Here is a 22,546-nt window from a genome sequence, read left to right on the forward strand (position 1 = left end):
ATGGAAGGTTCGGGCCAGCCGGGCATCAGGCCGGGCGATCCGCCGCGAGATAGGGAGCGAACAGGTCGCTGACCTGCGCGAAGCCCCAGTCGAGGTCGGCCTCGGTCAGTTCGGTCCCGCCCTGGAGGCGGTGGCTCATCCAGTGGCTCGACACGATCCAGGCATTGTCGATGAGCCGCCCGAGGGCGTCCGGCTCGATCCGCAGCCGCCCCGCCCGGACGGCCGACTCGAACACGCCCCGGGCGAGGCCCTGGGTCCGCGCCCGCAGGGCATGAATGCGGGGGCGCAGAGCCGGGGCGATCTCCACCATGGCGATGCCGTCGCGGTAGATGCAGCGGTAGCGCCAGATCAGGTCGAACCACGCCCGCTGATAGCCGAGCAGGGCCTCCGGGGCGGCGGGATCCGCGGGCATGCGCCCGGCCACCCCCTCCGCTTCGGCCTCGAAGTCCGCGAACAGGGCCTCGACCAAGCCGCTCTTGCGCGGGAAGTGGTACTGGAGATTGCCCTCCCGGATCCCGGAGGCGGCGGCGATCTCCGCGGTCGTGACCCGGCCGAGGCCGCGGGCGTTGAACAGCGCGAGGCTCTGCGCGACGATCCTTTCGCGCGTGGTCGGTGCCCCGTCCCCGTCGTCCAGCGCTATGCGCTTCCGGCCCCGCGCCATCGTCCCCCATCCCGTCTAGGGTGTTCACCCTAGACAATACCCATGGCGGAGGCTATCCCTCGCCGGACGTCCGGGCATACCGGGCGCTCCTGGGGAGCGAGACTTGGCACAGCGGTTCCAACTCGCGGGCGCGGTCGCGCTGATCACCGGCGCGGCGAGCGGCATCGGCGCCGCCCTGGCTGACGGGCTGGCCGCCAAGGGCTGCCGCCTGCTCCTTGTGGACCGCGACGCGACAGGGCTGGAAGCCACCGCCCGCAAGGTCCGCGCGCGCGGGGTCGCGGTCGAGACCCGGATCCTCGACCTCACGGACGCGGAAGCGATTCGCGCGCTCCCGGTCTGGGTCCAGGATCGGTTCGGGCGCCTCGACATTTTGATCAATAACGCCGGGGTGGCCCTCGGCGGTCGGTTCGACGAGACGCATCTCGAAGACTTCGCGTGGCTGATGGACATCAACCTGCGCGCCGTCGTGCGGATGTGCCACGCCTTCCTGCCGATGCTGCGCGCCCGGCCGGCGGCACAGATCGTCAACCTGTCGAGCCTGTTCGGCCTGATCGCCCCGCCGGGCCAAGTCGCCTATAGCACCAGCAAGTTCGCTGTGCGCGGCTTCTCCGAGGCCCTGCGGCATGAATATGCCGGCACCGGGCTCGGGGTCACGGTGGTCCATCCCGGCGGCGTCGCCACCGCCATCTCCCGCAACGCCCGCGGCCGCCGCCCGCCCGCCGATCCGGAGGCGGCCGAACGCGCGCGGGTCGAGGACGAGAAGGCCCGCGAGGCCTTCGGCAGGCTCCTGACGCTGGCGCCCGACGAGGCGGCGGCTGCAATCGTAAGCGGCATCGAGGCCAGGTCGCCGCGCATTCTGATCGGCAAGGACGCGAAGAGCGCCGCCCTTATCCAGCGTCTGATGCCGACCGGCTACTGGAAGATGATCGTGCGCCTGTCCGGCGGAAAGCTCTGAGATGGCGAGTCTGCGCGCGCATATCGGCGCCTACATGGTCCGAACCCGCGTCCGGGGCCCTCTGGCCCGCGCGCGGGACGCCGCCGCCTTCCGGCGGATCTTCGAGGCGCCCGCCTTCCCGGACCCCAAGGGCGTGACCTACGAGCGCGGCAGGGTCGGCGGCGTGCCGGGAGAATGGGTCCGGCCGAGATCGGATCCCGGACGGCGGATGCTCTACATCCACGGCGGCGGTTTCATCGCCTGCTCGCCGCGCACGCACCGGCCGGTGACCGGCGCCCTGGCGAGCCGCGGCTTCACGATCTTCGCCCCCGATTACCGGCTCGCCCCCGAGCATCCGTTTCCGGCAGCCGTGGAGGACGTGGCGGCCGCCTGGGAGGCGTTCGGCGCGGAGGGGGCGGCCTGCGTGGCGGGCGAGTCGGCCGGCGGCAACCTGGCCCTGGTGCTGATGGGGGAGGCCCGGTCGCGCGGCCTGCCGATGCCCTGGGCCGCCGCGCTGTTCTCACCCGCCACCGATTTCGTCTCCGAGGACGGCTCGCGGGTCACGAATGCGTGGCGGGACGCGATGTTCGATCCCAAGGCACTCGCGGCGATCCGGCCGATGTATCTCGGGGGCGCCGACCCGGCCGATCCACGGATCTCGCCGATCTACGGCGACCCGACCGGCTTCCCGCCGCTGCTGTTCCATGTGGGCGAGCGCGAGGTGCTGCGCGACGATGCCGTCCGCATGGCCGAGCGCGCCCGCGCGGCCGGCGTCGAGACGGAGCTGAAGGTCTTTCCCGTCGTGTCCCACGCCTGGCAGTTCGCCGCCGGCGTGCTGCCGGAGGCGCGGACCTCGCTGGACGAGGCGGCGGCCTTCCTGAAGGCCCGTGCCCCGATGGCCCGCGCCGTGTCGGGGAACCGCGCGCGATGACGGCGACCACGCACGAGGCCGCCTCCGCCGCGGAGACGCTGGAGGTGCTGATCGTCGGCGCCGGCTTCTCCGGCCTCGCCATGGCGATCCGCTGCCGGCAGGCCGGGATCGGGCCGCTGCGGGTGATCGAGAAGGGCGAGAGCGTCGGCGGGACCTGGCGCGAGAACACCTATCCGGGGGCGGCCTGCGACGTGCCCTCGCACCTCTACTCCCTGTCCTTCGCCCCGAAGGCCGACTGGACGCGGATGTACGCGCCCCAGCCGGAGATCCAGGCCTATCTGCGCGAGACCGCCGAGCGCCACGGGCTGATGCCCCTGATCCAGTTCGGCACGACATTCTCCGGAGCGCGCTGGGACGAGGCGCGGGCGCTGTGGCACGTGGAGACCGACCGTGGCCCGATCTCGGCGCGGGCGATCGTCTCCGGTATGGGCGGCCTGCACCACCCGGCCTATCCGGACATCCCCGGCCGCGCCTCCTTCGCGGGGCCGGCCTTCCATACGGCGGCCTGGGACCATGCGGTCGACCTCGCCGGCAAGCGCATCGGGGTGATCGGCACCGGGGCGAGCGCGGTCCAGGTCGTACCGGAGATCGCCAAGGTCGCCGGCCACCTCACGCTGTTCCAGCGCACACCGCCCTGGATCATGCCTAAGCACGACCACGCCATCGCGGAGGCCACCAAGGCGCGCTACCGGCGCGTGCCGCTGGCCCGGCGGATCGAGCGGGCGCGGCTGTTCTGGCTGCACGAGGTGCGCGCCTTCCTGGGCTTCACCAAGGTCTCGAAGCTGACCGGGCAAGCCGAAGCCCTGGCGCGCCGCCACCTGGCCAAGGCAGTGCCGGATCCGGCCCTGCGGGCGAAGCTGACGCCGGATTACCGCCTCGGCTGCAAGCGCGTGCTCATCTCTGACGACTATTACCCGGCCCTCCGGCGCCCGAACGTGACGCTCGAGACCGGCGCCATCGCCCGGATCACCGCGGACGGTGTGATCACCGAGGACGGAAGCGCGCACGATCTCGACGTGATCGTCTATGCAACCGGCTTCGACGTCACAGCGAGCTTCGCCCGGATGAATCTGATCGGTCGCAGCGGCCAGTGCCTCGCCGATGCCTGGGTCGAGGGGATGGGGGCCTACCAGGGCATCACCGTCGCCGGCTTCCCGAATTATTTCATGCTGCTCGGACCCAATACCGGGCTGGGGCACAACTCGGTCATCTCGATGATCGAGGTGCAGGTGCGGCACGTGCTCGACTGCCTGACGGCCCTGCGGCAGGGCGCCCGGGCGATCGAGGTCCGCCCGGAGGCGCAGGCGCGTTTCCTCGACCGGATCCGGGCCCGGATGGCCGACAGCATCTGGCAGGCCGGCGGCTGCCGCAGCTGGTATCTCGACGAAGAGGGGCGCAACACGACGCTGTGGCCCGACTCGGTGGTGGCTTACCGCCGCAGCGCCCGGCGGGTGCGGATGGCCGATTACCGGTTGGGCTGAAGCCAGGGCCGGGCGCGGCGGGCGATGCCGCCGGAGCCGGACGCCCGCTGACGCGGGGATCGGCCGGCGAATTCCGACGCTTTGCCTGTGAATTGCGGAGGGTGGTCCTGGTACCCCATGCAATGGACGGTGCGAAACCCGATCCGAAGATCGATAGTCCCGCCGACATTTCCCCGCGCTAGCCACCCGAAGCAACCCGTTCGCGACGGAGGGTGTTGGACCGGATCGGGCGGCATCGTAAGGGCCAAACGCCTCAGGAAATCCAAGCTCGCGCCAGGAACCTCCGGACGGGGCGGTCGTAAAAGTAATCTAAGAGGACCGCAGTCGCCATGCATAGGATCGCGGCCAGCGCGGCGACAAGTGTTGAATGATCACCCAGTTTGAATGTTTTACTGAATCCAACAAAGAAATGTAGCATTGGAACATGAATTACGTACAAGGGATATGATAAATTCCCTGATAATTTGAAAATAAATCTCTCTTCGCGAAAATCCGCGCACGCAGCGATGTATATGATCGACGGAAATACGAACACGATCACAAAGATATCGAATGCCGCGCCGATATCCGGCACGAAAAGGACTGCAAAAAGGAGGAGCGCAGAGATCTCCGGATGGAGCCCCTTTTTGTTGGGCTCGGGCCGATAGCGCCAGAGAAGGACACCGGCAAAAAAGCCAAACACCGCGCGCGCCGCGCCGCCGGGATAGGTTGGCCAAGTCGCGCCCAGATCGGCAGACCCGTTCTGGAACGAAAAGAGGCCCATCGATGCGCCGGACACGGCAGCGAAAATCAGCAGCCGCCGTGAAGGAGATTTGTAGAAAAATCGCGCCCACAAAATATTCAGAGCCATTTCTAGCGACAGCGACCACAATGGTGTATTGGTTGTAAAAATCGTGTCCGTTGGCGCCGAACTCATCCACGGCTTTGGCAAAAGAAAAATATTGAACATAGAACCGAATATTATATCACAAACGCCATAAAGCGACTGATTATTCGAGAAATATCTGAGTAAGAAATACGAGGTCCCTAAAGATAGTCCGATTACAACCAACGGGTATATGCGAATAATTCTTAACTTCAGGAATCTGGAAATCGGCATCGTCTCAAGGCGATGAGAGTAGGCGTGAGCCATCACGAAGCCGCTTAGTATGAAGAAAAAATCGACCGCCAGATAACCGTGCCGCGCAATCGGTACTCCGATGATAGAAAAATGAAACAGCATGACGCCGATCGCCGCAACCCCTCTCAATCCGTCCAATACTTCGTATCGCACGCGAGATTGCATAGTTATTTACCCGTAAATCTACTTCGATGCCGATAAAACTGATAAATTTTAACTTATGTCGAGTCCATCGGTAGATGATTTCTATTCGACAATACGGACGGTCTACACAATCGACATTCCTTGCATGCGTCGCTGCCGCCGCTGGCTCGGGGCTGCCCAGGACGCGGCTATTGCTGCTCCGACCCCACGGAGCGCCGGACGGCTGTGTGTCGATAAGCTGCGATCGATAGCATAGCGACGCGGACGAAGCCGCGGCCTGCAGACGCACATCCGCTCAGGCGGCCTTCGTCCGGGCGGCGAACAGGGTGCCCTCCAGGGCTTGCACCGGCATCGGCCGCCCGAGGTGGTAACCCTGAAGGAAGGGACAGCCCATCGCCTGCAGCATGTGCAGGTCTTCGGCCGACTCGACCCCTTCGGCCACGACCTCGAGCCCGAGCAGCCGACCGAGGCCGAGAACCGCCAGGACCAGCCCGCGCTTGTCGTCGCAGGTGCCGAGCCCCGTTACGAAGCTCCGGTCGATCTTGATCCGGTCGGCCCGCAGCTGGCGCAGGGACGAGAGCGACGAGTAGCCGATGCCGAAATCGTCGAGCGCCACCCGGATGCCGGCGCGCGAGAGCGCCTGGAGCTTGCCCTGAACCGCGCCGACATCGAGGGCGGTTTCCTCGGTGATCTCGATCTCCAACATGGCGGGCGGCAGATCGAGGGCGTCGAGGCGCCCGATCACGATCTCGTCTACCGGGATCTGCGCCATCTCCCGGGGGGAGACGTTCATCGCCACCCGGACCGTACCGAGACCCTGCACGCGCAGGATCTGCATCATCCGGCAGACCTGATCGAGAATGAACCGCAGCAGCGATTCGGTGACGCCCGCCATCGCGGCTGCGGCGATGAGATCGGGGGGCGCGATCCAGCCGAGCCGTGGGTGCTGCCAGCGCACCAGCGCCTCGAGCCCGACCAGCGTCCGGGCGTCCAGGGCGTAGATCGGCTGGAACCACACCTCCAGCGCGCCCTCCATAAGCGCCTGCGAAAGGTCGCGCTCCAGATCGCGCCGCATCTCCAGGCGGTCGCGCAGGCCCGTGTCGAACAACCGGAAGCTGTTCCGCCCGGCGGCCTTCGACGCGTACAGCGCCTCGTCGGCGAAGCTCAGCATGTCCATGAGGCTGGACTCGGTTTCCGCATGGACACCGATGCTGACCCCGAGCCGGCCGGCGTCAAAGCTGTCGAACGGTTGAGCGACCGCCGCGATAAGGCCGGTCGCAAGGGTCGTGTAGGGGATGCCGGTCGCAGACGGATCGTAAAGCACAGCGAACTCGTCGCCGCCGAGACGGCCGGCGAGGCCCGCGGGCGGCAACGTCGCCCGCACCCGGTTCGCGACCTCGACCAGCACCCGATCACCTGTCTTGTGACCGTACACGTCGTTGACGGACTTGAAGCCGTCGAGGTCGAGCAGCAATAGGCAGGCCGTCCCCGATCGCAGTCGGTCCTCGGCCTGCTGGATGAAACCGGCCCTGTTGAGCAGGCCGGTAAGGTCGTCGTGGGTCGCGCGCCGCCGCATCTCGTCGACGAGGGCGTTGGCGCTGGCATGCGCCTCCGCCCGCGAGCGGGCGAGAGCGGTGGCGTCGTTTTTCAGTCGGCTCGCCTCGCGGAAACCGGCTTCGCCCTCGAGCGCCGTGCGCGACAGGGCCAGGAGGTAGAGCACCACGCAGGCGGCGAGACAGCAGCGGTCGAATTCGCCCGTGAGGAGCAGGCACAGGGCCACCGACATCAGCGGGAGCAGGATGAAGCTGAGCGGAATGCGGGCGTAGGCGGTCCCGTGGGTCACCGCACCGGCGGTGATGCCGCACGTGACGCTGAGATAGAACAGGGACTGCGCGGAGGTATAGCCCTCGCACAACAACGGCTGGAACGCCCAGACGAGGCCCGACAGGAACGCTACGACGGTGCAGGCGCGCAGATGCACATCGACCGAGTGCGAGGCGGCAGCCGCCATGCCGAGTGGCATATCGGTCCTCAGGGCAAGCCCGGGACAGGCTGCGCGGCACAGACAGAAGCGGACGAGATTTACGGCGGTCGAGGCGGCGTACCAGACGGCTCCGACACGGCCGTTGCCGCTATGGAATGCGACCAGCGCGCTGGCCAGACCGAGCAGCATGTTGACGGGGATGGCCCTGAGGACGCTGCGGCGTACGGCCTCGAGCTGGTCACGGCGCACCAGCGCGCGCAGTCTCAGATCCGCGTCGTCTGTCGTTCTGTCGGGGGGTGTCGTCCCCGGATCGGATCTCTCCCAGTTCCAGATCGCCATCATACGTCCATTCACAGGCACGCGATGATCGACGAAGAGTCGTAATAGATCGTTGAGGTCGGTCGATCGTTTGATTCGGCTGAAGCGTCTGATTTGATACATTTTGCCGGGACGGTGCGTCGCAAGTCATTCCGGCCCGGCCGCCGCACGCCATATCGGGTCGCGGTCACTGCCCCGCCCCGGAACCGCCATGGCCCTCACCGGCGATCTCCTCGACATCCGGACGATCTATCACGAGCCGTGCGTGGCCGGTTTCCCGCTCGGGCGGGAAATCCTCGCGCGCTTTCCGGAAGCCGAGCGCATCCCCGTGACCTCGCACTGGAACATCCCCGAGCTGCACGGGAATGCGGGTTCGGTGGAGGATTGGCTGCGGATCAAGCGCTCGACCCTGGTGCTCGGCGTGAAGAAGGGCCTGTCGATGCGCCCCAATGGACGCAGCGCGCATTTCATCGCGCCCTCGACCTCGAACGGCTGCGCCATGGCCTGCGCCTACTGCTACGTGCCTCGCCGCAAGGGCTTCGCGAACCCGATCTCGCTGTTCGTGAACATCGAGCAGGCCTGTGCGGCGATCGCCCGCCACGCGGGGCGCCAGGGGCCCCTGGCGGCGCCGGACCTGATCGATCCGGACCACTGGGTCTACGATATCGGCGAGAACGGCGACCTCTCGGTGGATGCGGCCGTGAGCGGAGGCGTACGGGACATGATCGGGCTGTTCCGGACCCTGCCGAACGCCAAGGCCTCCTTCGCCACCAAGGCGGTCAACCGCGACCTCCTGACCTACGATCCGCAGGGGAAGACGCGGGTCCGCTTCTCGCTGATGCCGGCACGGATCGCCCGGATCGTCGACGTGCGGACGGCGCCGATCCCGGAGCGGATCGCCGCGATCGACGATTTCGTGGCCGCCGGCTACGAGGTCCACGCCAATTTCTCGCCGGTGATCCTCTACCAGGGCTGGGAGGCGGATTGGCGGGCGCTCTTCGCGGAGATCGACGGCACGCTCTCGCAGGCCGCCAAGGACCAGCTCAAATGCGAGATCATCATGCTGACCCACAATGAGGGGCTGCACGCGGTGAACCTGGGCTGGCATCCGAAGGCGGAGGACCTGCTGTGGCGGCCCGACATCCAGGAGGCGAAGGTCTCACAGGGCGGCGGCACGAACCTGCGCTACCGCGCGGGCTGGAAGGGTACGTGGCTCGCCCGGTTCAAGGCGTTGCTCGCCGAGACCATGCCCTACTGCACCGTGCGGTACGCCTTCTGAACTCCCGGTCGCGCGACGCGTTGGCGCGCGGGCGCAGGAGAGCCGGCTCATGTCCACGCACGAAGCCTATATCCGTGAGGCGGTCGCCCTCGCCGCGGAAAACGTCGCGTCGGGCGGCACGGCCTACGGGGCGGTGATCGTGCGCGACGGCACCGTGCTGGTCCGCGCCGCCAATGCCGTCCACCTCACGAACGACCCGAGCGCCCATGCCGAAATGGTCGCCCTACGCGAGGCGAGCCGCCTGCTGGCGCGCAGCGACCTGTCGGACTGCGTGATGTACGCCAGCGGGCGCCCCTGCCCGATGTGCCACGCCGCGATGCGGCTCGCGGGCTTCAGGGAGGGCTACTTCGCCTTCTCGGCCGAGGAGGCAGAGGAACACGGAGCGGCCAACGCAGCGCTCTACGCCGAATTGTGCCGCCCCTTGGACGAGCAGCCGATGCGCCTCCGTCAGATCCGGCCTGCGGGCGAGGCGCCCTACGCCGCGTGGCGCGCGCGGCGCGGGGCCTGAGGCTTCAATGCGTCCAGGGCGCGGTCCGGTTGAACTTGAAATTATCCGAGTAGGACAGGCCCTTGCGCAGGACGGGCTTGGCCGGCGCCTCAACCCGGTAGGCGATGCCCTCGCGCCGGGCATAGGCCACCGCCTCCTCCTCCGTGTCGAACTCCAGACGCACCTGCTGCATCATGTCGGAACTCCCGTTCCAGCCCATGAGCGGATCGATCTCGCGCGGGCTGGTCTGGTCGAACTCCAGGACCCACTGCTTGGTGCGGGCGAGACCCGACTGCGTGGCATCCCGGGACGGGCGGAAGATGCGAGCGCTCGGCATCTGTGGTCGACAAGCTCCTGAGCGAATGGTCGGGGCGATAGGATTCGAACCTACGACCCCCTGGTCCCAAACCAGGTGCGCTACCAGACTGCGCCACACCCCGACTGCCGGTTCGGCCCCACTGCCCTAGCGTTTCGGGGGTTCCAGCGCAACGGGGCAGGACGCTGCGTAATGTATGCACAGCAGAAGCCCCCCGTGAGCCGAATGACGGACAGGCCCGCGACGCCCGACGTGTCAGACAAATCGATGGCAGCTCATGTCGGTGTTGGAACGACGAGGGCTGGTGATGCAGGAGTGAGGAGACCTTCCCCGTGTGGATGTCGAGCGCGCGCTATCCCGACCCAGCCATCGAGATCCTCGACGCCTCCTTCGCCCGCTACCGCGTGTTCAACGCGGCGGTCGAGCGCCTCGCCACCGGTTTCCGTTGGTGCGAGGGGCCGGTCTGGTTCGGGGACGGGCGCTATCTCCTGTGGAGCGACATCCCCGAAAACCGCATCCTGCGCTGGGATGAGGAGAGCGGGGCGGTCGGCGTGTTCCGCAGGCCTTCGGGTTTCGCCAACGGCAACACCCGCGACCGTCAGGGGCGGCTCGTCACCTGCGAGCATGGCGGGCGCCGCGTCACCCGCACCGAGTATGACGGGTCGGCCACGGTGCTGGCGGACCAGTTCGAGGGCAGGCGCCTGAATTCGCCGAACGACGTCGTGACCGCCTCCGACGGGGCGGTCTGGTTCACGGATCCGACCTTCGGGATCGCGGGGTTATACGAGGGTGAGCGGGCCGAATCCGAGTTGTCGCAGAACGTCTACCGGCTCGACGCGGTGACCGGTGCGTTGGAGGCGGTCGCGCGCGACATCGCGGGGCCGAACGGCCTGTGCTTCTCGCCGGACGAGCGCGTGCTCTACCTCGTGGAATTCCGAGGTCAGCCGACCCGGCGCATCGTCGCCTTCGATGTGGTCGGCGGGCGTGCCCTGCGCGACCGCCGGGTCCTGATCGATGCCGGGCCGGGCACGCCGGACGGGATCCGCTGCGATGTCGACGGCAATCTCTGGTGCGGCTGGGGCATGGGCGACGACGCCCTCGACGGCGTGACGGTGTTCAACCCGGACGGCCGCCTGATCGGACGCATCCGCCTGCCGGAGCGCTGCGCCAATCTCTGCTTCGGCGGCCGGCACCGGAACCGCCTGTTCATGGCGGCGAGCCAGTCGCTCTACGCCGTGTACGTCGACACCCAGGGCTGTGCCGGCGGATGACGCCGCAGCGCAACAACGGCCCCGAGCCATGCTTGACCGGACCGCCGGGCAGGCCCACCTCCCCGTCCACCGATGGCACAGCGAGACACATGCCGATGATCGATCTCTACTATTGGCCGACGCCGAACGGCCACAAGATCACGATGTTCCTCGAGGAGACCGGCCTCCCCTACCGGATCCGTCCGGTGAACATCGGCAAGGGAGAGCAGTTCAACCCGGATTTCCTCAAGATCGCCCCCAACAACCGGATGCCGGCGATCGTCGATGACGAGCCGGCCGATGGCGGCGCGCCGGTCTCGCTGTTCGAATCGGGCGCGATCCTGCTCTACCTCGCAGAGAAGTGCGGGCGCTTCATTCCGAAAGACCTGCGCGGCCGGGCCGAGATGCTGCAATGGCTGTTCTGGCAGATGGGCGGCCTCGGGCCGATGCTCGGCCAGAACCACCATTTCTCGCAATATGCGCCCGAGAAGATCGACTACGCGATCAAGCGCTACGTCAACGAGACCAACCGGCTCTACGGGGTGCTCGACCGGCGACTGGCCGACCGCGCATACGTCGCCGGGCCCGACTACTCGATCGCCGACATGGCCTGCTACCCGTGGATCGTGCCGTGGGAGAAGCAGGGCCAGAACCTCGACGCTCACCCCAACCTGAAGCGCTGGTTCGCCGCCATCGCGGAGCGAGCCGCCACCAAGGCGGCCTATGCCCAGGCCCCGGAGGTCAATCCCGACTTCGGCAAGACCATGAGCGAGGACGCCAAGAAGGTGATGTTCGGCCAGACCGCCGCCAGCACCCAGCGTTGATCCAACCGATGAGCGCGCCCCCTCCCGCCCTCCCCCTGCGGGTGATCCACCGGGGTTGGAACACCTTCGGCATCGCGACGCTGACCCAGCCCGACGGCAGCACGGTGCAGCGGGCCCTGGAGGATCACGGCGAGGCGGCCTGCGTGCTGCCCTACGACCCCGAGCGGCGGGTGGCGTTGCTCGTCCGCCAGGCCCGGGTCGGTCCGGCCTTCTGGGGCGAGCCGGCGGCGTTCGACGAGGCGCCCGCGGGCGGCCTCGACGGCGGCGAGGCCGAGGCGACGGCGATCCGCGAGGCGCTGGAGGAGGCCGGCATCCGGCTTGCGCGCCTCGAGCCCGTCGCCCGCGCCTACAGCATGCCGAGCGTCTCCTCCGAACGTCTGTGGCTCTACCTTGCCCGCTACGGGCAAGCCGACCGGGTCGGCCCGGGCGGCGGCCTGCCCCACGAGGGCGAGCAGGTGCTGGCGCTGGAGGTGCCCCTCGACGCTCTGGCGGATCAGGCTCGCTCCGGCCGGTTGCCCGATCTCAAGACTCTGGTCCTAATTCAGGCGCTGATGCTGCGCCGCCCGGAGTTGTTCGCCGCATGATCCCCACAGACGCCGTGATGGACGACGTCCTCGCGCAGATGCTCGCCTTCGCCGAGGAGGCGGCCCCGCTCGTGCTCACGATGCGCGCGGCCGGTCTCGACATGACCAACAAGGGCCCCGACCTCGGCCAGGCGCTCACCGAAGCCGACCTCGCCGTCAGCCGGATGTTGTACGCGCGATTCGGCCCCGACCTGATCGAGGAGGAAACGGCCGACGGCCTGGGCCACGCGGCCGCCAAGGCGCTGCTGGCCCGGGATGCCTGGACCTTCGTGGGCGACCCGATCGACGGCACGCGGCCCTTTGCGGGGGGCCTGTCGGGCTGGGGCGTGATGGTGGCGGCCTGCCGGTCCGGGTGGCCCCGCGCCAGCGTGATGAATCTGCCGACCTGGAACGAGGACCGTTCCGGCCCCGCCCACACTGAATCCGCGGAGGCGGCCAACGGCATCCTGTTCGCGGCGCACGAGGGCCGGGCCTTCTGGGCTCCGACCCGGGGTGGGCGTCGAACGCAGGCCCTGCGTCGGCTCGAACCCTCCGTGCGCCGCACGGGCCATGTCGGCTGGCTCGCGGTCACGGCGCAGCGCCACACCCTGGATTACGGGCGCGGCTGGTTCCCCTGGAGCGAGGGCGGGACGATCTCGGACGCGGCCCTCCTGGCCACGGGCCGGCTCGACGCGACGCTCAGCAACAACAAGCTCTGGGATCTGGCGCCGGTCCTGCCCCTGTTCGAGGCCCTGGGCTTCCGCCTCTACCACTGGCCCGACCTCGCCGCGCCGCCGGCCGCCTTCATCGACCTGTTCGACGGCGAACTATCGGCCCACGACGACCTCTGGCTGGTCTGCCGGGACCGGGACCAGGCGGCCGATCTGGCGGGAGCGATCCGCCGGGCATAGCGCGTCCGACGCTTGAAAAACCCGGTTTCAAAAGGTCCTTCGACCTATTGCGGGTGCAGGGCAGAACGCTGCTAGAGGGCGAAGCCCCGGACCATCAGGGTTCCGCCCCGGACCCCGCCGAGGGGCACGACCCCCGTAGCCTCCGCCGGAGGCGGCAATCCAGAGACGCAGACGGCACAAAACCTTGAACTGTCAGCGTTTCTCGATCCCGGGCTCCGCTTCGCGACCCCGGAATGAAACGGTGGTTCATCCGGCAGCCGTCGCGCGATTGCCCGTCGGCCGCGGGGTACATTCGAAATAGGCGGCGCGCCATCATCTGGCGCGCCGCCCCCGTTCGAAACCGCGTCGATCAGTTAAGCACCGTGTGGGCCGGCCGGCGTTCCGCGCCCACCGTGACATCGCCGATCATCAGGCCCAGCGGACCGAGATGGACCGGCACCGTCTCGCCGTCGTGGATCTTGCCCGAGAGGACAAGTTCGGCCAGCGGATCCTGGACGTTCTTCTGGATCACCCGCTTGAGCGGCCGCGCCCCGTAGGCCGGGTCGTAACCCTTGTCGGCGAGCCAAGTCTTGGCCTCCTCGTCGACCTCGAGGGTGATCTTGCGATCTTCCAGCAGCTTCCGCAGGCGCCCGAGCTGGATCTCGACGATCGCGCCCATTTCCGACCGCGCGAGGCGGTGGAACAGGATGATCTCGTCGACCCGGTTCAGGAATTCCGGCCGGAAGTGCCCCCGCACCACGCCCATAACCTCGTCGCGGACGGCATCGGTGTCCTGGCCCGCGGGCTGGTTCACCAGATACTCGGCCCCGAGATTCGAGGTCATGATCAGCAGCGTGTTGCGGAAGTCGACCGTCCGACCCTGCCCGTCCGTCAGGCGCCCGTCATCGAGCACCTGCAGCAGGACGTTGAACACGTCCGGATGCGCCTTCTCGACCTCGTCGAACAGCACGACCTGATAGGGCCGCCGCCGCACCGCCTCGGTGAGCGCCCCGCCCTCCTCGTAGCCGACATAGCCCGGAGGCGCGCCGATGAGGCGGGCGACCGCGTGCTTCTCCATGTACTCGGACATGTCGATGCGCACGAGTGCCGTGTCGTCGTCGAACAGGAAGCCGGCGAGCGCCTTGGTCAGCTCGGTCTTGCCGACGCCCGTGGGCCCGAGGAACATGAACGAGCCGATCGGCCGGTTCGGATCCTGGAGACCGGCGCGGGCGCGCCGCACCGCGGTCGAGACCGCCTCGACGGCTTCGCGCTGGCCGACGACGCGCTTGGCGAGCGCGTCCTCCATGGCCAGCAGCTTCTCGCGCTCGCCCTCCAGCATCTTGTCCACCGGTACGCCGGTCCAGCGGGAGACGACCCCGGCGATATGGGCGGGCGTGACCGCCTCCTCCATCATCGCGTCGCGGCCGTTCTCAGACTTGGCATCGGACTTGGCCTCGATCTCCGCGAGCTGCTTCTCCAGGCCCGGGATTACCCCGTAGGCGAGCTCACCCGCGCGCTGATACTGGCCCTGACGCTGCGCCGCGGCGAGCTCGTTGCGCGCCTCGTCGAGCTTCTTCTTCAGGCCGGCGGCCGTGCCGAGCTTGTCCTTCTCGGCCTTCCAGCGGGCGGTGATCGCCGCCGAGCGCTCCTCCAGGTCGCCGAGTTCCTTCTCCAACCGGACCAGCCGGTCGCGAGAGGCGGAATCGGTCTCCTTCTTGAGCGCCTCGGCCTCGATCTTCAGCCGGACGATCTCCCGGTCGATGTTGTCGAGCTCCTCGGGCTTCGAATCGACCTGCATGCGCAGGCGCGAGCCGGCCTCGTCCATGAGGTCGATGGCCTTGTCGGGCAGGAATCGGTCGGTGATGTAGCGGTTCGAGAGCGTCGCCGCCGCCACCAGGGCCGAATCCTGGATGCGCACGCCGTGGTGCTGCTCGTACTTCTCCTTAAGGCCGCGCAAGATCGAGACCGTGTCCTCCACGGTCGGCTCCGACACGAAGACCGGCTGGAAGCGGCGGGCGAGCGCCGCGTCCTTCTCCACATGCTTGCGGTACTCGTCGAGGGTGGTCGCGCCGACGCAGTGCAGCTCGCCGCGGGCGAGCGCCGGCTTCAGCAGGTTCGACGCGTCCATAGCCCCGTCCGCCTTCCCGGCGCCGACCAGCGTGTGCATCTCGTCGATGAACAGGATGATGCTGCCCTCTGCCGCGGTGACCTCGGAGAGCACGCCCTTGAGCCGCTCCTCGAACTCGCCCCGGTACTTCGCGCCGGCGATCAGCGCGCCCATGTCGAGCGCCAGCAGGCTCTTGTCGCGCAGGCTCTCCGGCACGTCGCCGTTGACGATGCGCAGGGCCAGGCCCTCGACAATGGCGGTCTTGCCGACGCCGGGCTCGCCGATGAGGACCGGGTTGTTCTTGGTGCGCCGGGACAGGACCTGGATGGTCCGCCGGATCTCCTCGTCGCGTCCGATCACCGGGTCGAGCTTGCCGTCTCGGGCGGCCTCGGTGAGGTCGCGGGCGTATTTCTTGAGCGCGTCGTAGGCGTTCTCGGCCGAGGCGTTGTCGGCGGTGCGGCCCTTGCGGAGCGCATTGATCGCGGCGTTCAGCGAGGCGGGGGTGACGCCCGCGGCCTGGAGCGCGCGGCCGGCCTCGGACTCCTTCTCCACCGCCAGGGCGAGGAGCAGCCGCTCGACCGTCACGTAGGAATCGCCCGCCTTCTCGGCAGCCTTCTCGGCGGTGTCGAACAGGCGCACCAGCTCGCGCGTCGCCTGCGGAGCGGCGGCATTGCCGGACACCTTGGGCTGCTTGGCGAGCCACTGCTCGGTCTGGGCGAGAGCCACGCGCGACTGGCCGCCGGCGCGGTCGATCAGGCCGGCGCAGAGGCCTTCCGGATCGTCCAGGAGCACCTTGAGCAGATGCCCCGGCTGAAGCTGGGGATGTCCCTCGCGCATCGCGAGGTTCTGAGCCGCCTGCACGAAGCCGCGGGCGCGCTCGGTATATATCTCGAAATTCATGCACAACCCTCCCGTACCGGCATCCGCCGCCCGCTGAGAGGCGCGGCGCCACCGAAACGACGCCCTCCAGCCATCCGCTGCACGAGAGCCCCGGCGCCGTTGGTGGCCGCCGGTAGCCGGGATGTGGTGTTGCAATTCCGCACCACAAGGGCCGGCGAAGCTCTTGCGCATCGGAGCATTTCAGGAGCACGCTTTGCGCATGACCGCATTGATTCATGTCAGCGCCCTCCACCGCTATCCCGTCAAGGGATTGAGCCCTGAGCTGCTGGATCGGGCGGAACTCGAGACGAGCGGCTATTTCCCGGGCGACCGGCTCTACGCCATCGAGAACGGCCCGTCGGGTTTCAATCCCGTGGCGCCGCGTCACCAGCCCAAGACCAAGTACCTGATGCTGATGCGCGACGAGGCGCTGGCGCGTCTGCGGACCCGCTACGACGATTCCACGGCGACGCTCACCGTGGAAGGCGCCGGCAAGCCGCTTGCGTTCCGGCTCGACACCGAAGCCGGCCGCGACGGGCTGGCGGCGCTGATGCGGCGCTATCTGCCGGAGAGCCTTCGGGGCGAACCCCGGGTGCTCGTGGCGCCGCCGCAATACCGGTTCACCGACTCGCCCACAGGCTACGTCTCGCTGATCAACCGGGCGAGCGTGTCGGCGGTCGAGGATTATCTGGGCGCGCCGGTCGACCCGCTGCGCTTCCGCGGCAACCTGCTTGTCGACGGGCTCGCGCCCTTCGCGGAACTCGAGATGGTCGGGCGGGTGATCGAGGCGCCGAGCGGGCTGCGGCTCAAGGTCACCAAGCGCACGGTGCGCTGCGCCGCGACCAACGTCGACCCGGGGAGCGGGGTGCGCGACTGCGACATCCCCTGGACCCTGGACGCGCGGCTCGGCCACCGCGACCTCGGCGTCTATGCCGAGGTCATCGCCGGCGGGGCGCTCGCGGTGGGCGATGCGCTCCGGCTGGTCGGCTGAAGGACTGGAAGACTTCAGAGCCGCGAGACGTAGGCCGCCAGATCCTTGATGTCAGCCTCGCTCAGCTCCTGTGCGACCTCGTTCATCGCGGGGTCGTAGCCGGGCCGGGCGTTCGACTTGTAGCCGGCGAGCGCCTTTGCGAGATACTCCTCCCGCTGCGCCCGGATGCGCGGGATGGAGTCCCGGCCCGCGAGATCGGGGCCGTGGCAGGAATTGCACTGGTGCTTGGCGACCAGCGCCTGGGCGCGCGCCGCCAGGCCGGGGTCGGCGGGCGGACCGGCCCAGGCGGGCGGCGGCAGGGCCGCCACCGCGTCGGCGTAGACGCGCAGGTCATCGTCGGAGAACCCGGCGGCGACGTCGTTCATCGGCGGGGCCTCGCGCTGCTTTTCCCGGAACTGGAACAGCTGCGTGACGACGTAGTCGGCGGGCTGGCCGCCGAGCGAGGGCACGCCCTCGGTCTGCGACGTGCCCTCCCCGTGGCAGGCGATGCAGGGCGCGACGCGCTCCTGCATCGCCGCGTCCGGCGCGGCAAGCGCGGCCCCCGCCAGCAGCGCCCCGAGGGCCGGCGCCAGCCCCCGGATCGCGCGCGCACTCAACCGGCGGCGCATCACTGACCGTAGCTGACGCGGTAGATCGCGCCGTTATAGTCGTCCGAGACGAGCAGCGACCCGTCCTTGGCGACCAGTACGTCGACCGGGCGTCCGACATACGCGTTGCCCTGGAGGAAGCCGGTCATGAACGGTTCCAGCGCGGCGACCTTGCCGTCGGATCCGAGCTTGGCCATCAACACGTCGCCGCCGAGCTTCTGCGTGCGGTTCCAGGAGCCGTGCTGGGCGATGAAGATCGCGTCCTTGTAGGCGGCCGGGAACTGGGCGCCGGTGTAGAACCGCATGCCGAGCGAGGCCGTGTGCGGCCCGAGCAGGCCGGCCGGCGCGGTGAATTCCGAGCAGGAATGGCCCCAGCCGTATTCCGGGTCGGTGAAGGTGCCCTGGTGGCAGAACGGGAAGCCGAAATGCTGCTTGCCCGGCTCCGTGAGCACGTTCAACTCGTCGTTCGGGATGTCCTCCGAGACCCAGTCGCGGCCATTGTCGGTGAACCAGAGCTGCTTGGTCTTCGGGTTCCAATCGAAGCCGACCGTGTTGCGCACGCCGCGGGCGATCACCTCGGCGTTCTTGCCGTCGAGGTCGATCCGGCGGATCTGCGCGTGGGTGTCAGGCGGCATCAGGATGTTGCCCGGCGAGCCGACCGGCACGTAGAGTTTGTTGTCGGGTCCGATGGCGATGAACTTCCAGCCATGGGCTTCGTCCTTGGGCAGGTCATCGTAGACGAGGGTCGGCTTCTCCGGGCCGTCGAGGTGCTTCGCGATGTCGTCGTATCGCCAGATCTTCGACAGCTCGGCGACGTAGAGCGCGCCGTCGTGGAAGGCGACGCCGTTCGGCCGGTGCAGGCCCGACGCGATCGTCTTGACCTCGCGCTTGCCGTCCTGGCCCGGCTGCGGGAGCACCGCGTAGACCTTGCCGACCGTGCGGGTGCCGACGAACAGCGTCCCGTCCGGCGCCTGCGTCATCGAGCGGGCATTGGCGAGGCCGCTGGCATAGACCTCGACCTTGAAGCCGTCCGGCACCTTGAGCTTGTCGAGAGGCAGCTTGGCGGCGGCCGTGGCCAGGGGCGGCCCTGCGACGGGCGCGAGCTTGGCGGCTGCCCCGTTCTCCGGACGGCCGTAGAGGGCCGAACCGCGGTCGACCTGCGCGCTGGGCGGCGGTGCGGCGGTGGCCGGCGTCTCCTGGGCGAGCGTAGCGCATGGGGCCAGGGCCCCGAGGCCCAGGCAGGCGAGCGCGGCGGCGAGCCCGCGGGTCAGGGTCGGCTTGCTGGCTGGCGTCATGGTGTCTCCCAATGCGGCGGGCTTCTTGGATCGCCCGGTCCGATCTGCACTCATTATTCAACGAGTGCTTGCATGAAGCGAGTCCCCGACCACGCCCGCTGCGACAGTGCAATGCCGGCGTAACCCGGCGCGGCCGATTTTCCGTTGCACTCCGACACGATTGTGTTCATGCGCCCGCCCGGCCGGGTCATCCTCATCGCCCTTGGCACCAGCGTAATCCGGCTGGCCGCACAGCGCAGCCGGTTCCGGCCGGGGTAACCTTGCGTTTTGGCGACCGATCTCCGAAAACGCCCGCGTCCGGGAAGCTTGAGCTTGGCCGGGGACATCGGCGCTCGTGCCGGTGCCCGGCGGGAGCGGCATTCCGATCCGGTTCGGGGACACGTATCGATGATCGATTACGCGCAGGCGCGGCGGATGATGGTCGACTGCCAGTTGCGGACATTCGACGTGAACGACAACGCGGTGCTCGACGCGTTCGACACGGTGCCGCGCGAGGCCTTCGTGCCCAAGGGCCGCGAACCATTCGCTTATATCGATCAGACGATGAAGCTCGGCGGAGACGGCGGCGAGACCCGCTGCCTGCCGGCGCCGATGGTGCTGGCCCGGCTGATCCAGGCCCTGAAGATCCGGCCCGGCGTCCGGGCCCTCGATGTCGGCACCGGCACCGGCTATGCTGCGGCCGTGATGGCGCAGCTCGGAGCTGCCGTGACGGCGCTGGAATCGGTGCCGGACCTCGTCGAGACAGCGCGTGCCCGCCTCGCCGCCTCCGCGACGGTGATCGAGGGTCCGCTCGCCGCCGGCGCGCCCAAGCAGGCCCCCTTCGACGTGATCCTGATCAACGGCCGCGTCGAGGTGAGGCCGCAGGCGCTGCTGGATCAACTCGGGGACGACGGTCGGCTCGCCTGCGTGTTGGGACCGCACCGCAACGCCAAGGCGACCCTGTTCGTACGCGCGGGCGACGCCTTCGGATCGCGCCCGTTGTTCGACGCCTCGCTGCCGCTCCTCGACGCGTTCGCGGCCGAGTCCGGCTTCGCCTTCTGAGCCTCGCGGAGGCTCAAGTCCGGCCCTGTCGGCCTAGGGCGGCAACCGGACGCGAACCGCCGATCTGGCGCCTTCCACCTCCGAACGGCGCCCGAGCGGGGAGGCCGGACACCGTGCGCCCAGCGTCCGGCGATCATCGCGGCTCATTGAGGGCCGGCGTGCCGTGAAGGCACGCACCCTCACCAGCGCCGGATCGTGCGGCTAAGGCATCACCGACGCCTCGCGATCCGCCCTGGCCTGCGCCAAGCGAACCCCGCCGTCGCGCTGGCCAACCCGCGCACTCGACCAAATGCAGCCTCCACGGTCCTATCCCGTGCCCGTAGCTGTGGCGCAAAACTGCCGGCGTCTGTCGGCAAGCCACCGAGGCTATCGGCGATAATCAGACTCGCGCCCTAGACCAGCAATATATAACGCCTATAATATAGCAGACTTTGCCCGCCTAAGCGCACTGAAATCGCTGGTGAACCGAATGCGCGCTCGTTTTATGAGGAATGTCTGGGTATTGCCGGCAGTTACGGCATTAGCCGGTCTGACCATGGTTGCAGGATGTCGCGAACTGCAAGCGCAGGGTGAGCCCCTGCAGCTCTGCCGCTACAAGAAGGTCTTTGCCGACGATTTCAATGACTTGAGCGTCTCCAAGTCAAACAACGAGAGAGCCCGATGGTCGGCGCACACGCCCTGGAACGGCGATTTCGGCGACGCCAGATTCATCGATCCAATCGACATCTACGCGGATCCTGAACGGAACGAGCCGTTCATCGTCAAGAACGGCATCCTGACGATCCGGGCGCGGAAGCACGAGAACGGCAAGTGGACCTCCGGCCTCCTTTCGTCCGCCGATCCCACGACTGCAGGCTTCGCGATGATGTATGGCTACTTCGAAGCACGGATGAAGCTTCCGCCCGGGCCCGGTGTGTGGCCCGCGTTCTGGCTAAATGCCAACAATCCGAAGGACGATAAAACCCCATCGGTGGAAATCGATGTCATCGAATATTACGGCCAGTTCCCGGACGGTTTCCATTCCGTCTGGCACATCTGGGACAAGACCGACCCCAAGAAGACGCAAGGCGGCGAGATCATAACGAAGGTCCCGAGCGGTTCGCTGAGCGACAGCTTCCACACCTATGGCGTGGATGTGACCAAGGAATGGGTCGTCTTCTATCTCGATCGTCACGAGATCGGCAGGACGCCGACGCCACCCGAGCACACCAAGCCGCTGATGATGCTGGTCAATCTGGCGCTCGGCTCGGGCTGGCCCATCGACAAGACCCCGAATCCTTCGGATTTGCTCGTCGATTACGTCTATGCCTTCGCACCCGACGAGGCGAAGCGCGACGCCGTCTGCAAGGAGTAAGGCCGCCGCCGCCAGATCGGACCTTTGGCTTGATGCGGACAGACTCCGGACGCGACGCCGGCCGATGCTCCGCGCGCCGTGCGGCCCGGGATCCGGATCGCCGGCTTGGCCATTTGCGGGACTGGTCGAAAGGTCGAACCGATCCCCGGATCGTCGAACACGATCGTCGCCGATCGCATTCACGGTCCTGATCGCCGGCCCATCCGCCGAAACGGCCCGATGCCCCCGGGATCGTGCAGGCCAGTCGGGACTTGGCCGCCGCTATCCTGCGCCAAAGGTTGCGAGCAGCCCGTACTGCCAACCGCTGTACGCGACTGGTTTAAGGGCTAAAAGGCACCATGCACTTACCTAAAACAGCTGCAGCTCGGATCATATCCTGCGATGTATTCGACACCCTACTCCATCGGGACCACCGATCGGAGCGCCAGCGCTTCAACGATATCGCCGTGCTGGCTGCGCGGCGCCTAGCGAGCGAACGGCGTATCGAGCGGCATTCCGGGGCAATCTACGACGCCAGGATCGAGGTGCAGAAGCAAGCCTACCGCGCGCTCGATCTCTCCTGCCCGACCGGAGATGTTCGGTTCGCCGATATGATCGAGGCGATGGCCCGCATTCTCAGCCTCGATGCGCCAGCGGCGGAAATCCTTCACGAGGCCGAACTCGAGATCGAACGCCAGCAATTGAAAGCCAACGCGCCCCTGCTCGCCTGGCTCGGCGAACAGGCGCAGGCTGGCTGCCGGATCATCGCCGTCAGCGACATCTATCATCGCGGCGACACGATCGCGCAGCTCCTGGCCGCCCGCGCCCCCCACCATCCCGTCGCCCGTATCTACACCAGTGCCGACCACAATGCGACGAAGCGGACCGGCGCCCTGTTCGAAGTTGTTCTGCTCGAGGAGGGTGTCGCGCCCGCCGAGATCCTGCATATCGGCGACGACGGCAGGGCTGACGTGACGATGGCGCAGGCGGCGGGATTGCGCGCCCTACAGGTGCTGCGGCCGGGTCACCTCGTCTTTCGGCGCCGCGCCGATGCCCTGCGCGCGCGCGTCCTGCACGCGCTCAGGATCCGCGCCGGGCACGGGCGTCACGGGAGCGCGCCCTTATGAGCAC

At 68.0% G+C, this 22,546-nt stretch carries 20 protein-coding genes and 1 tRNA gene; 13 read left to right on the forward strand and 8 right to left on the reverse strand.

Annotated elements, in window-relative coordinates:
- Positions 1-25: 25 nt before the first annotated feature.
- The gene (locus Q8W67_RS12965; RefSeq protein ID WP_305546036.1) at positions 26-661 is read right to left on the reverse strand and encodes a TetR/AcrR family transcriptional regulator; all 636 of its coding nucleotides are present in this window, start codon (positions 659-661) and stop codon (positions 26-28) included.
- A 103-nt stretch (positions 662-764) separates the two neighbouring features.
- On the opposite strand from Q8W67_RS12965, the gene Q8W67_RS12970 reads away from it, so the two are divergent.
- The 3 genes from Q8W67_RS12970 to Q8W67_RS12980 are packed head-to-tail and all read left to right on the forward strand — an operon-like array spanning position 765 to position 4,007.
- Positions 765-1,616, forward strand: coding sequence for an SDR family oxidoreductase (locus tag Q8W67_RS12970; protein WP_305546038.1), 852 nt, complete (start codon positions 765-767; stop codon positions 1,614-1,616).
- Position 1,617: 1 nt separating this feature from the next.
- A complete protein-coding gene (locus Q8W67_RS12975; RefSeq protein ID WP_305546040.1) occupies positions 1,618-2,526 on the forward strand; it encodes an alpha/beta hydrolase in 909 nt (302 codons plus the stop codon).
- Entirely contained in the window at positions 2,523-4,007 is a 1,485-nt protein-coding gene (locus tag Q8W67_RS12980; RefSeq protein ID WP_305546042.1) for an NAD(P)/FAD-dependent oxidoreductase, read from the forward strand. The genes Q8W67_RS12975 and Q8W67_RS12980 overlap by 4 nt, the downstream gene beginning before the upstream one ends.
- A gap of 253 nt (positions 4,008-4,260) precedes the next feature.
- Here Q8W67_RS12980 and Q8W67_RS12985 read toward each other — a convergent pair whose 3' ends face one another.
- A complete protein-coding gene (locus Q8W67_RS12985; protein WP_305546044.1) occupies positions 4,261-5,265 on the reverse strand; it encodes an acyltransferase in 1,005 nt (334 codons plus the stop codon).
- Positions 5,266-5,566: 301 nt separating this feature from the next.
- Positions 5,567-7,594, reverse strand: coding sequence for a bifunctional diguanylate cyclase/phosphodiesterase (locus Q8W67_RS12990; RefSeq protein WP_305546092.1), 2,028 nt, complete (start codon positions 7,592-7,594; stop codon positions 5,567-5,569).
- Positions 7,595-7,784: 190 nt separating this feature from the next.
- On the opposite strand from Q8W67_RS12990, the gene Q8W67_RS12995 reads away from it, so the two are divergent.
- Positions 7,785-8,852 carry a spore photoproduct lyase family protein gene (locus Q8W67_RS12995; protein WP_305546046.1) on the forward strand — a complete coding sequence of 356 codons (1,068 nt, stop codon included), beginning with the start codon at positions 7,785-7,787 and terminating at the stop codon, positions 8,850-8,852.
- Between the two features lie 49 nt (positions 8,853-8,901).
- Positions 8,902-9,360 carry a nucleoside deaminase gene (locus Q8W67_RS13000; RefSeq protein WP_305546047.1) on the forward strand — a complete coding sequence of 153 codons (459 nt, stop codon included), beginning with the start codon at positions 8,902-8,904 and terminating at the stop codon, positions 9,358-9,360.
- A gap of 4 nt (positions 9,361-9,364) precedes the next feature.
- Here Q8W67_RS13000 and Q8W67_RS13005 read toward each other — a convergent pair whose 3' ends face one another.
- Positions 9,365-9,676, reverse strand: a complete 312-nt coding sequence (locus Q8W67_RS13005) for an ETC complex I subunit (protein WP_305546049.1) — start codon at positions 9,674-9,676, stop codon at positions 9,365-9,367.
- Between the two features lie 26 nt (positions 9,677-9,702).
- Positions 9,703-9,779: transfer RNA gene (locus Q8W67_RS13010), tRNA-Pro, on the reverse strand.
- 214 nt (positions 9,780-9,993) lie between these two features.
- Between Q8W67_RS13010 and Q8W67_RS13015 the strand changes: the two genes are divergently transcribed.
- The 4 genes from Q8W67_RS13015 (at position 9,994) to Q8W67_RS13030 (ending at position 13,203) form a co-directional block, all read left to right on the forward strand.
- Complete coding sequence (locus Q8W67_RS13015; protein WP_305546094.1) at positions 9,994-10,926, forward strand: SMP-30/gluconolactonase/LRE family protein; 933 nt, start codon at positions 9,994-9,996, stop codon at positions 10,924-10,926.
- 95 nt (positions 10,927-11,021) lie between these two features.
- On the forward strand, positions 11,022-11,729 hold the full coding sequence (locus tag Q8W67_RS13020; protein ID WP_305546096.1) for a glutathione S-transferase N-terminal domain-containing protein: 708 nt from the start codon (positions 11,022-11,024) through the stop codon (positions 11,727-11,729).
- An 8-nt stretch (positions 11,730-11,737) separates the two neighbouring features.
- Positions 11,738-12,313 carry an NUDIX hydrolase gene (locus tag Q8W67_RS13025; protein WP_305546051.1) on the forward strand — a complete coding sequence of 192 codons (576 nt, stop codon included), beginning with the start codon at positions 11,738-11,740 and terminating at the stop codon, positions 12,311-12,313.
- On the forward strand, positions 12,310-13,203 hold the full coding sequence (locus Q8W67_RS13030) for an inositol monophosphatase family protein (RefSeq protein ID WP_305546053.1): 894 nt from the start codon (positions 12,310-12,312) through the stop codon (positions 13,201-13,203). Before Q8W67_RS13025 ends, Q8W67_RS13030 begins: the two co-directional genes overlap by 4 nt.
- Before the next feature lie 349 nt (positions 13,204-13,552).
- Here Q8W67_RS13030 and clpB read toward each other — a convergent pair whose 3' ends face one another.
- Positions 13,553-16,189, reverse strand: coding sequence for an ATP-dependent chaperone ClpB (gene clpB, locus Q8W67_RS13035; RefSeq protein WP_305546055.1), 2,637 nt, complete (start codon positions 16,187-16,189; stop codon positions 13,553-13,555).
- A 199-nt stretch (positions 16,190-16,388) separates the two neighbouring features.
- Between clpB and Q8W67_RS13040 the strand changes: the two genes are divergently transcribed.
- Positions 16,389-17,159: an MOSC domain-containing protein gene (locus Q8W67_RS13040; protein WP_305546057.1), complete on the forward strand. Its 771-nt coding sequence runs from the start codon at positions 16,389-16,391 to the stop codon at positions 17,157-17,159.
- Positions 17,160-17,173: 14 nt separating this feature from the next.
- On the opposite strand, the gene Q8W67_RS13045 is transcribed toward Q8W67_RS13040, so the two are convergent.
- Both Q8W67_RS13045 and Q8W67_RS13050 read right to left on the reverse strand, forming a co-directional pair.
- Positions 17,174-17,767, reverse strand: coding sequence for a c-type cytochrome (locus Q8W67_RS13045; RefSeq protein ID WP_305546059.1), 594 nt, complete (start codon positions 17,765-17,767; stop codon positions 17,174-17,176).
- The gene (locus Q8W67_RS13050; RefSeq protein ID WP_305546061.1) at positions 17,767-19,041 is read right to left on the reverse strand and encodes a sorbosone dehydrogenase family protein; all 1,275 of its coding nucleotides are present in this window, start codon (positions 19,039-19,041) and stop codon (positions 17,767-17,769) included. The genes Q8W67_RS13045 and Q8W67_RS13050 overlap by 1 nt, the downstream gene beginning before the upstream one ends.
- A gap of 387 nt (positions 19,042-19,428) precedes the next feature.
- On the opposite strand from Q8W67_RS13050, the gene Q8W67_RS13055 reads away from it, so the two are divergent.
- From Q8W67_RS13055 to Q8W67_RS13065, 3 genes are all read left to right on the forward strand, one after another.
- Positions 19,429-20,082: a protein-L-isoaspartate O-methyltransferase gene (locus Q8W67_RS13055; RefSeq protein WP_305546062.1), complete on the forward strand. Its 654-nt coding sequence runs from the start codon at positions 19,429-19,431 to the stop codon at positions 20,080-20,082.
- A gap of 469 nt (positions 20,083-20,551) precedes the next feature.
- A complete protein-coding gene (locus tag Q8W67_RS13060) occupies positions 20,552-21,436 on the forward strand; it encodes a glycoside hydrolase family 16 protein (RefSeq protein ID WP_305546063.1) in 885 nt (294 codons plus the stop codon).
- A gap of 338 nt (positions 21,437-21,774) precedes the next feature.
- Positions 21,775-22,542 (forward strand): HAD family hydrolase, encoded by a 768-nt coding sequence (locus tag Q8W67_RS13065; protein ID WP_370693872.1) that lies wholly within the window; start codon positions 21,775-21,777, stop codon positions 22,540-22,542.
- The last annotated feature ends 4 nt before the right edge of the window (positions 22,543-22,546 follow it).

The organism is Methylobacterium sp. NEAU K, assembly GCF_030700285.1.
Lineage (GTDB): Bacteria > Pseudomonadota > Alphaproteobacteria > Rhizobiales > Beijerinckiaceae > Methylobacterium.

Excerpts from the sequence above, each read along its gene's own strand:
- Q8W67_RS12975 (WP_305546040.1), top strand. The coding sequence starts at position 1,618 with ATGGCGAGTCTGCGCGCGCATATCGGCGCCTACATGGTCCGAACCCGC.
- Q8W67_RS13050 (WP_305546061.1), bottom strand. The coding sequence starts at position 19,041 with ATGACGCCAGCCAGCAAGCCGACCCTGACCCGCGGGCTCGCCGCCGCG.
- Q8W67_RS13000 (WP_305546047.1), top strand. The coding sequence starts at position 8,902 with ATGTCCACGCACGAAGCCTATATCCGTGAGGCGGTCGCCCTCGCCGCG.
- Q8W67_RS13065 (WP_370693872.1), top strand. The coding sequence starts at position 21,775 with ATGCACTTACCTAAAACAGCTGCAGCTCGGATCATATCCTGCGATGTA.
- Q8W67_RS13015 (WP_305546094.1), top strand. The coding sequence starts at position 9,994 with ATGTCGAGCGCGCGCTATCCCGACCCAGCCATCGAGATCCTCGACGCC.
- Q8W67_RS13025 (WP_305546051.1), top strand. The coding sequence starts at position 11,738 with ATGAGCGCGCCCCCTCCCGCCCTCCCCCTGCGGGTGATCCACCGGGGT.
- Q8W67_RS12980 (WP_305546042.1), top strand. The coding sequence starts at position 2,523 with ATGACGGCGACCACGCACGAGGCCGCCTCCGCCGCGGAGACGCTGGAG.
- Q8W67_RS13005 (WP_305546049.1), bottom strand. The coding sequence starts at position 9,676 with ATGCCGAGCGCTCGCATCTTCCGCCCGTCCCGGGATGCCACGCAGTCG.
- Q8W67_RS13055 (WP_305546062.1), top strand. The coding sequence starts at position 19,429 with ATGATCGATTACGCGCAGGCGCGGCGGATGATGGTCGACTGCCAGTTG.
- Q8W67_RS13060 (WP_305546063.1), top strand. The coding sequence starts at position 20,552 with ATGCGCGCTCGTTTTATGAGGAATGTCTGGGTATTGCCGGCAGTTACG.
- Q8W67_RS12990 (WP_305546092.1), bottom strand. The coding sequence starts at position 7,594 with ATGGCGATCTGGAACTGGGAGAGATCCGATCCGGGGACGACACCCCCC.
- Q8W67_RS13045 (WP_305546059.1), bottom strand. The coding sequence starts at position 17,767 with ATGCGCCGCCGGTTGAGTGCGCGCGCGATCCGGGGGCTGGCGCCGGCC.
- clpB (WP_305546055.1), bottom strand. The coding sequence starts at position 16,189 with ATGAATTTCGAGATATATACCGAGCGCGCCCGCGGCTTCGTGCAGGCG.
- Q8W67_RS13020 (WP_305546096.1), top strand. The coding sequence starts at position 11,022 with ATGATCGATCTCTACTATTGGCCGACGCCGAACGGCCACAAGATCACG.
- Q8W67_RS12995 (WP_305546046.1), top strand. The coding sequence starts at position 7,785 with ATGGCCCTCACCGGCGATCTCCTCGACATCCGGACGATCTATCACGAG.
- Q8W67_RS13030 (WP_305546053.1), top strand. The coding sequence starts at position 12,310 with ATGATCCCCACAGACGCCGTGATGGACGACGTCCTCGCGCAGATGCTC.
- Q8W67_RS12965 (WP_305546036.1), bottom strand. The coding sequence starts at position 661 with ATGGCGCGGGGCCGGAAGCGCATAGCGCTGGACGACGGGGACGGGGCA.
- Q8W67_RS13040 (WP_305546057.1), top strand. The coding sequence starts at position 16,389 with ATGACCGCATTGATTCATGTCAGCGCCCTCCACCGCTATCCCGTCAAG.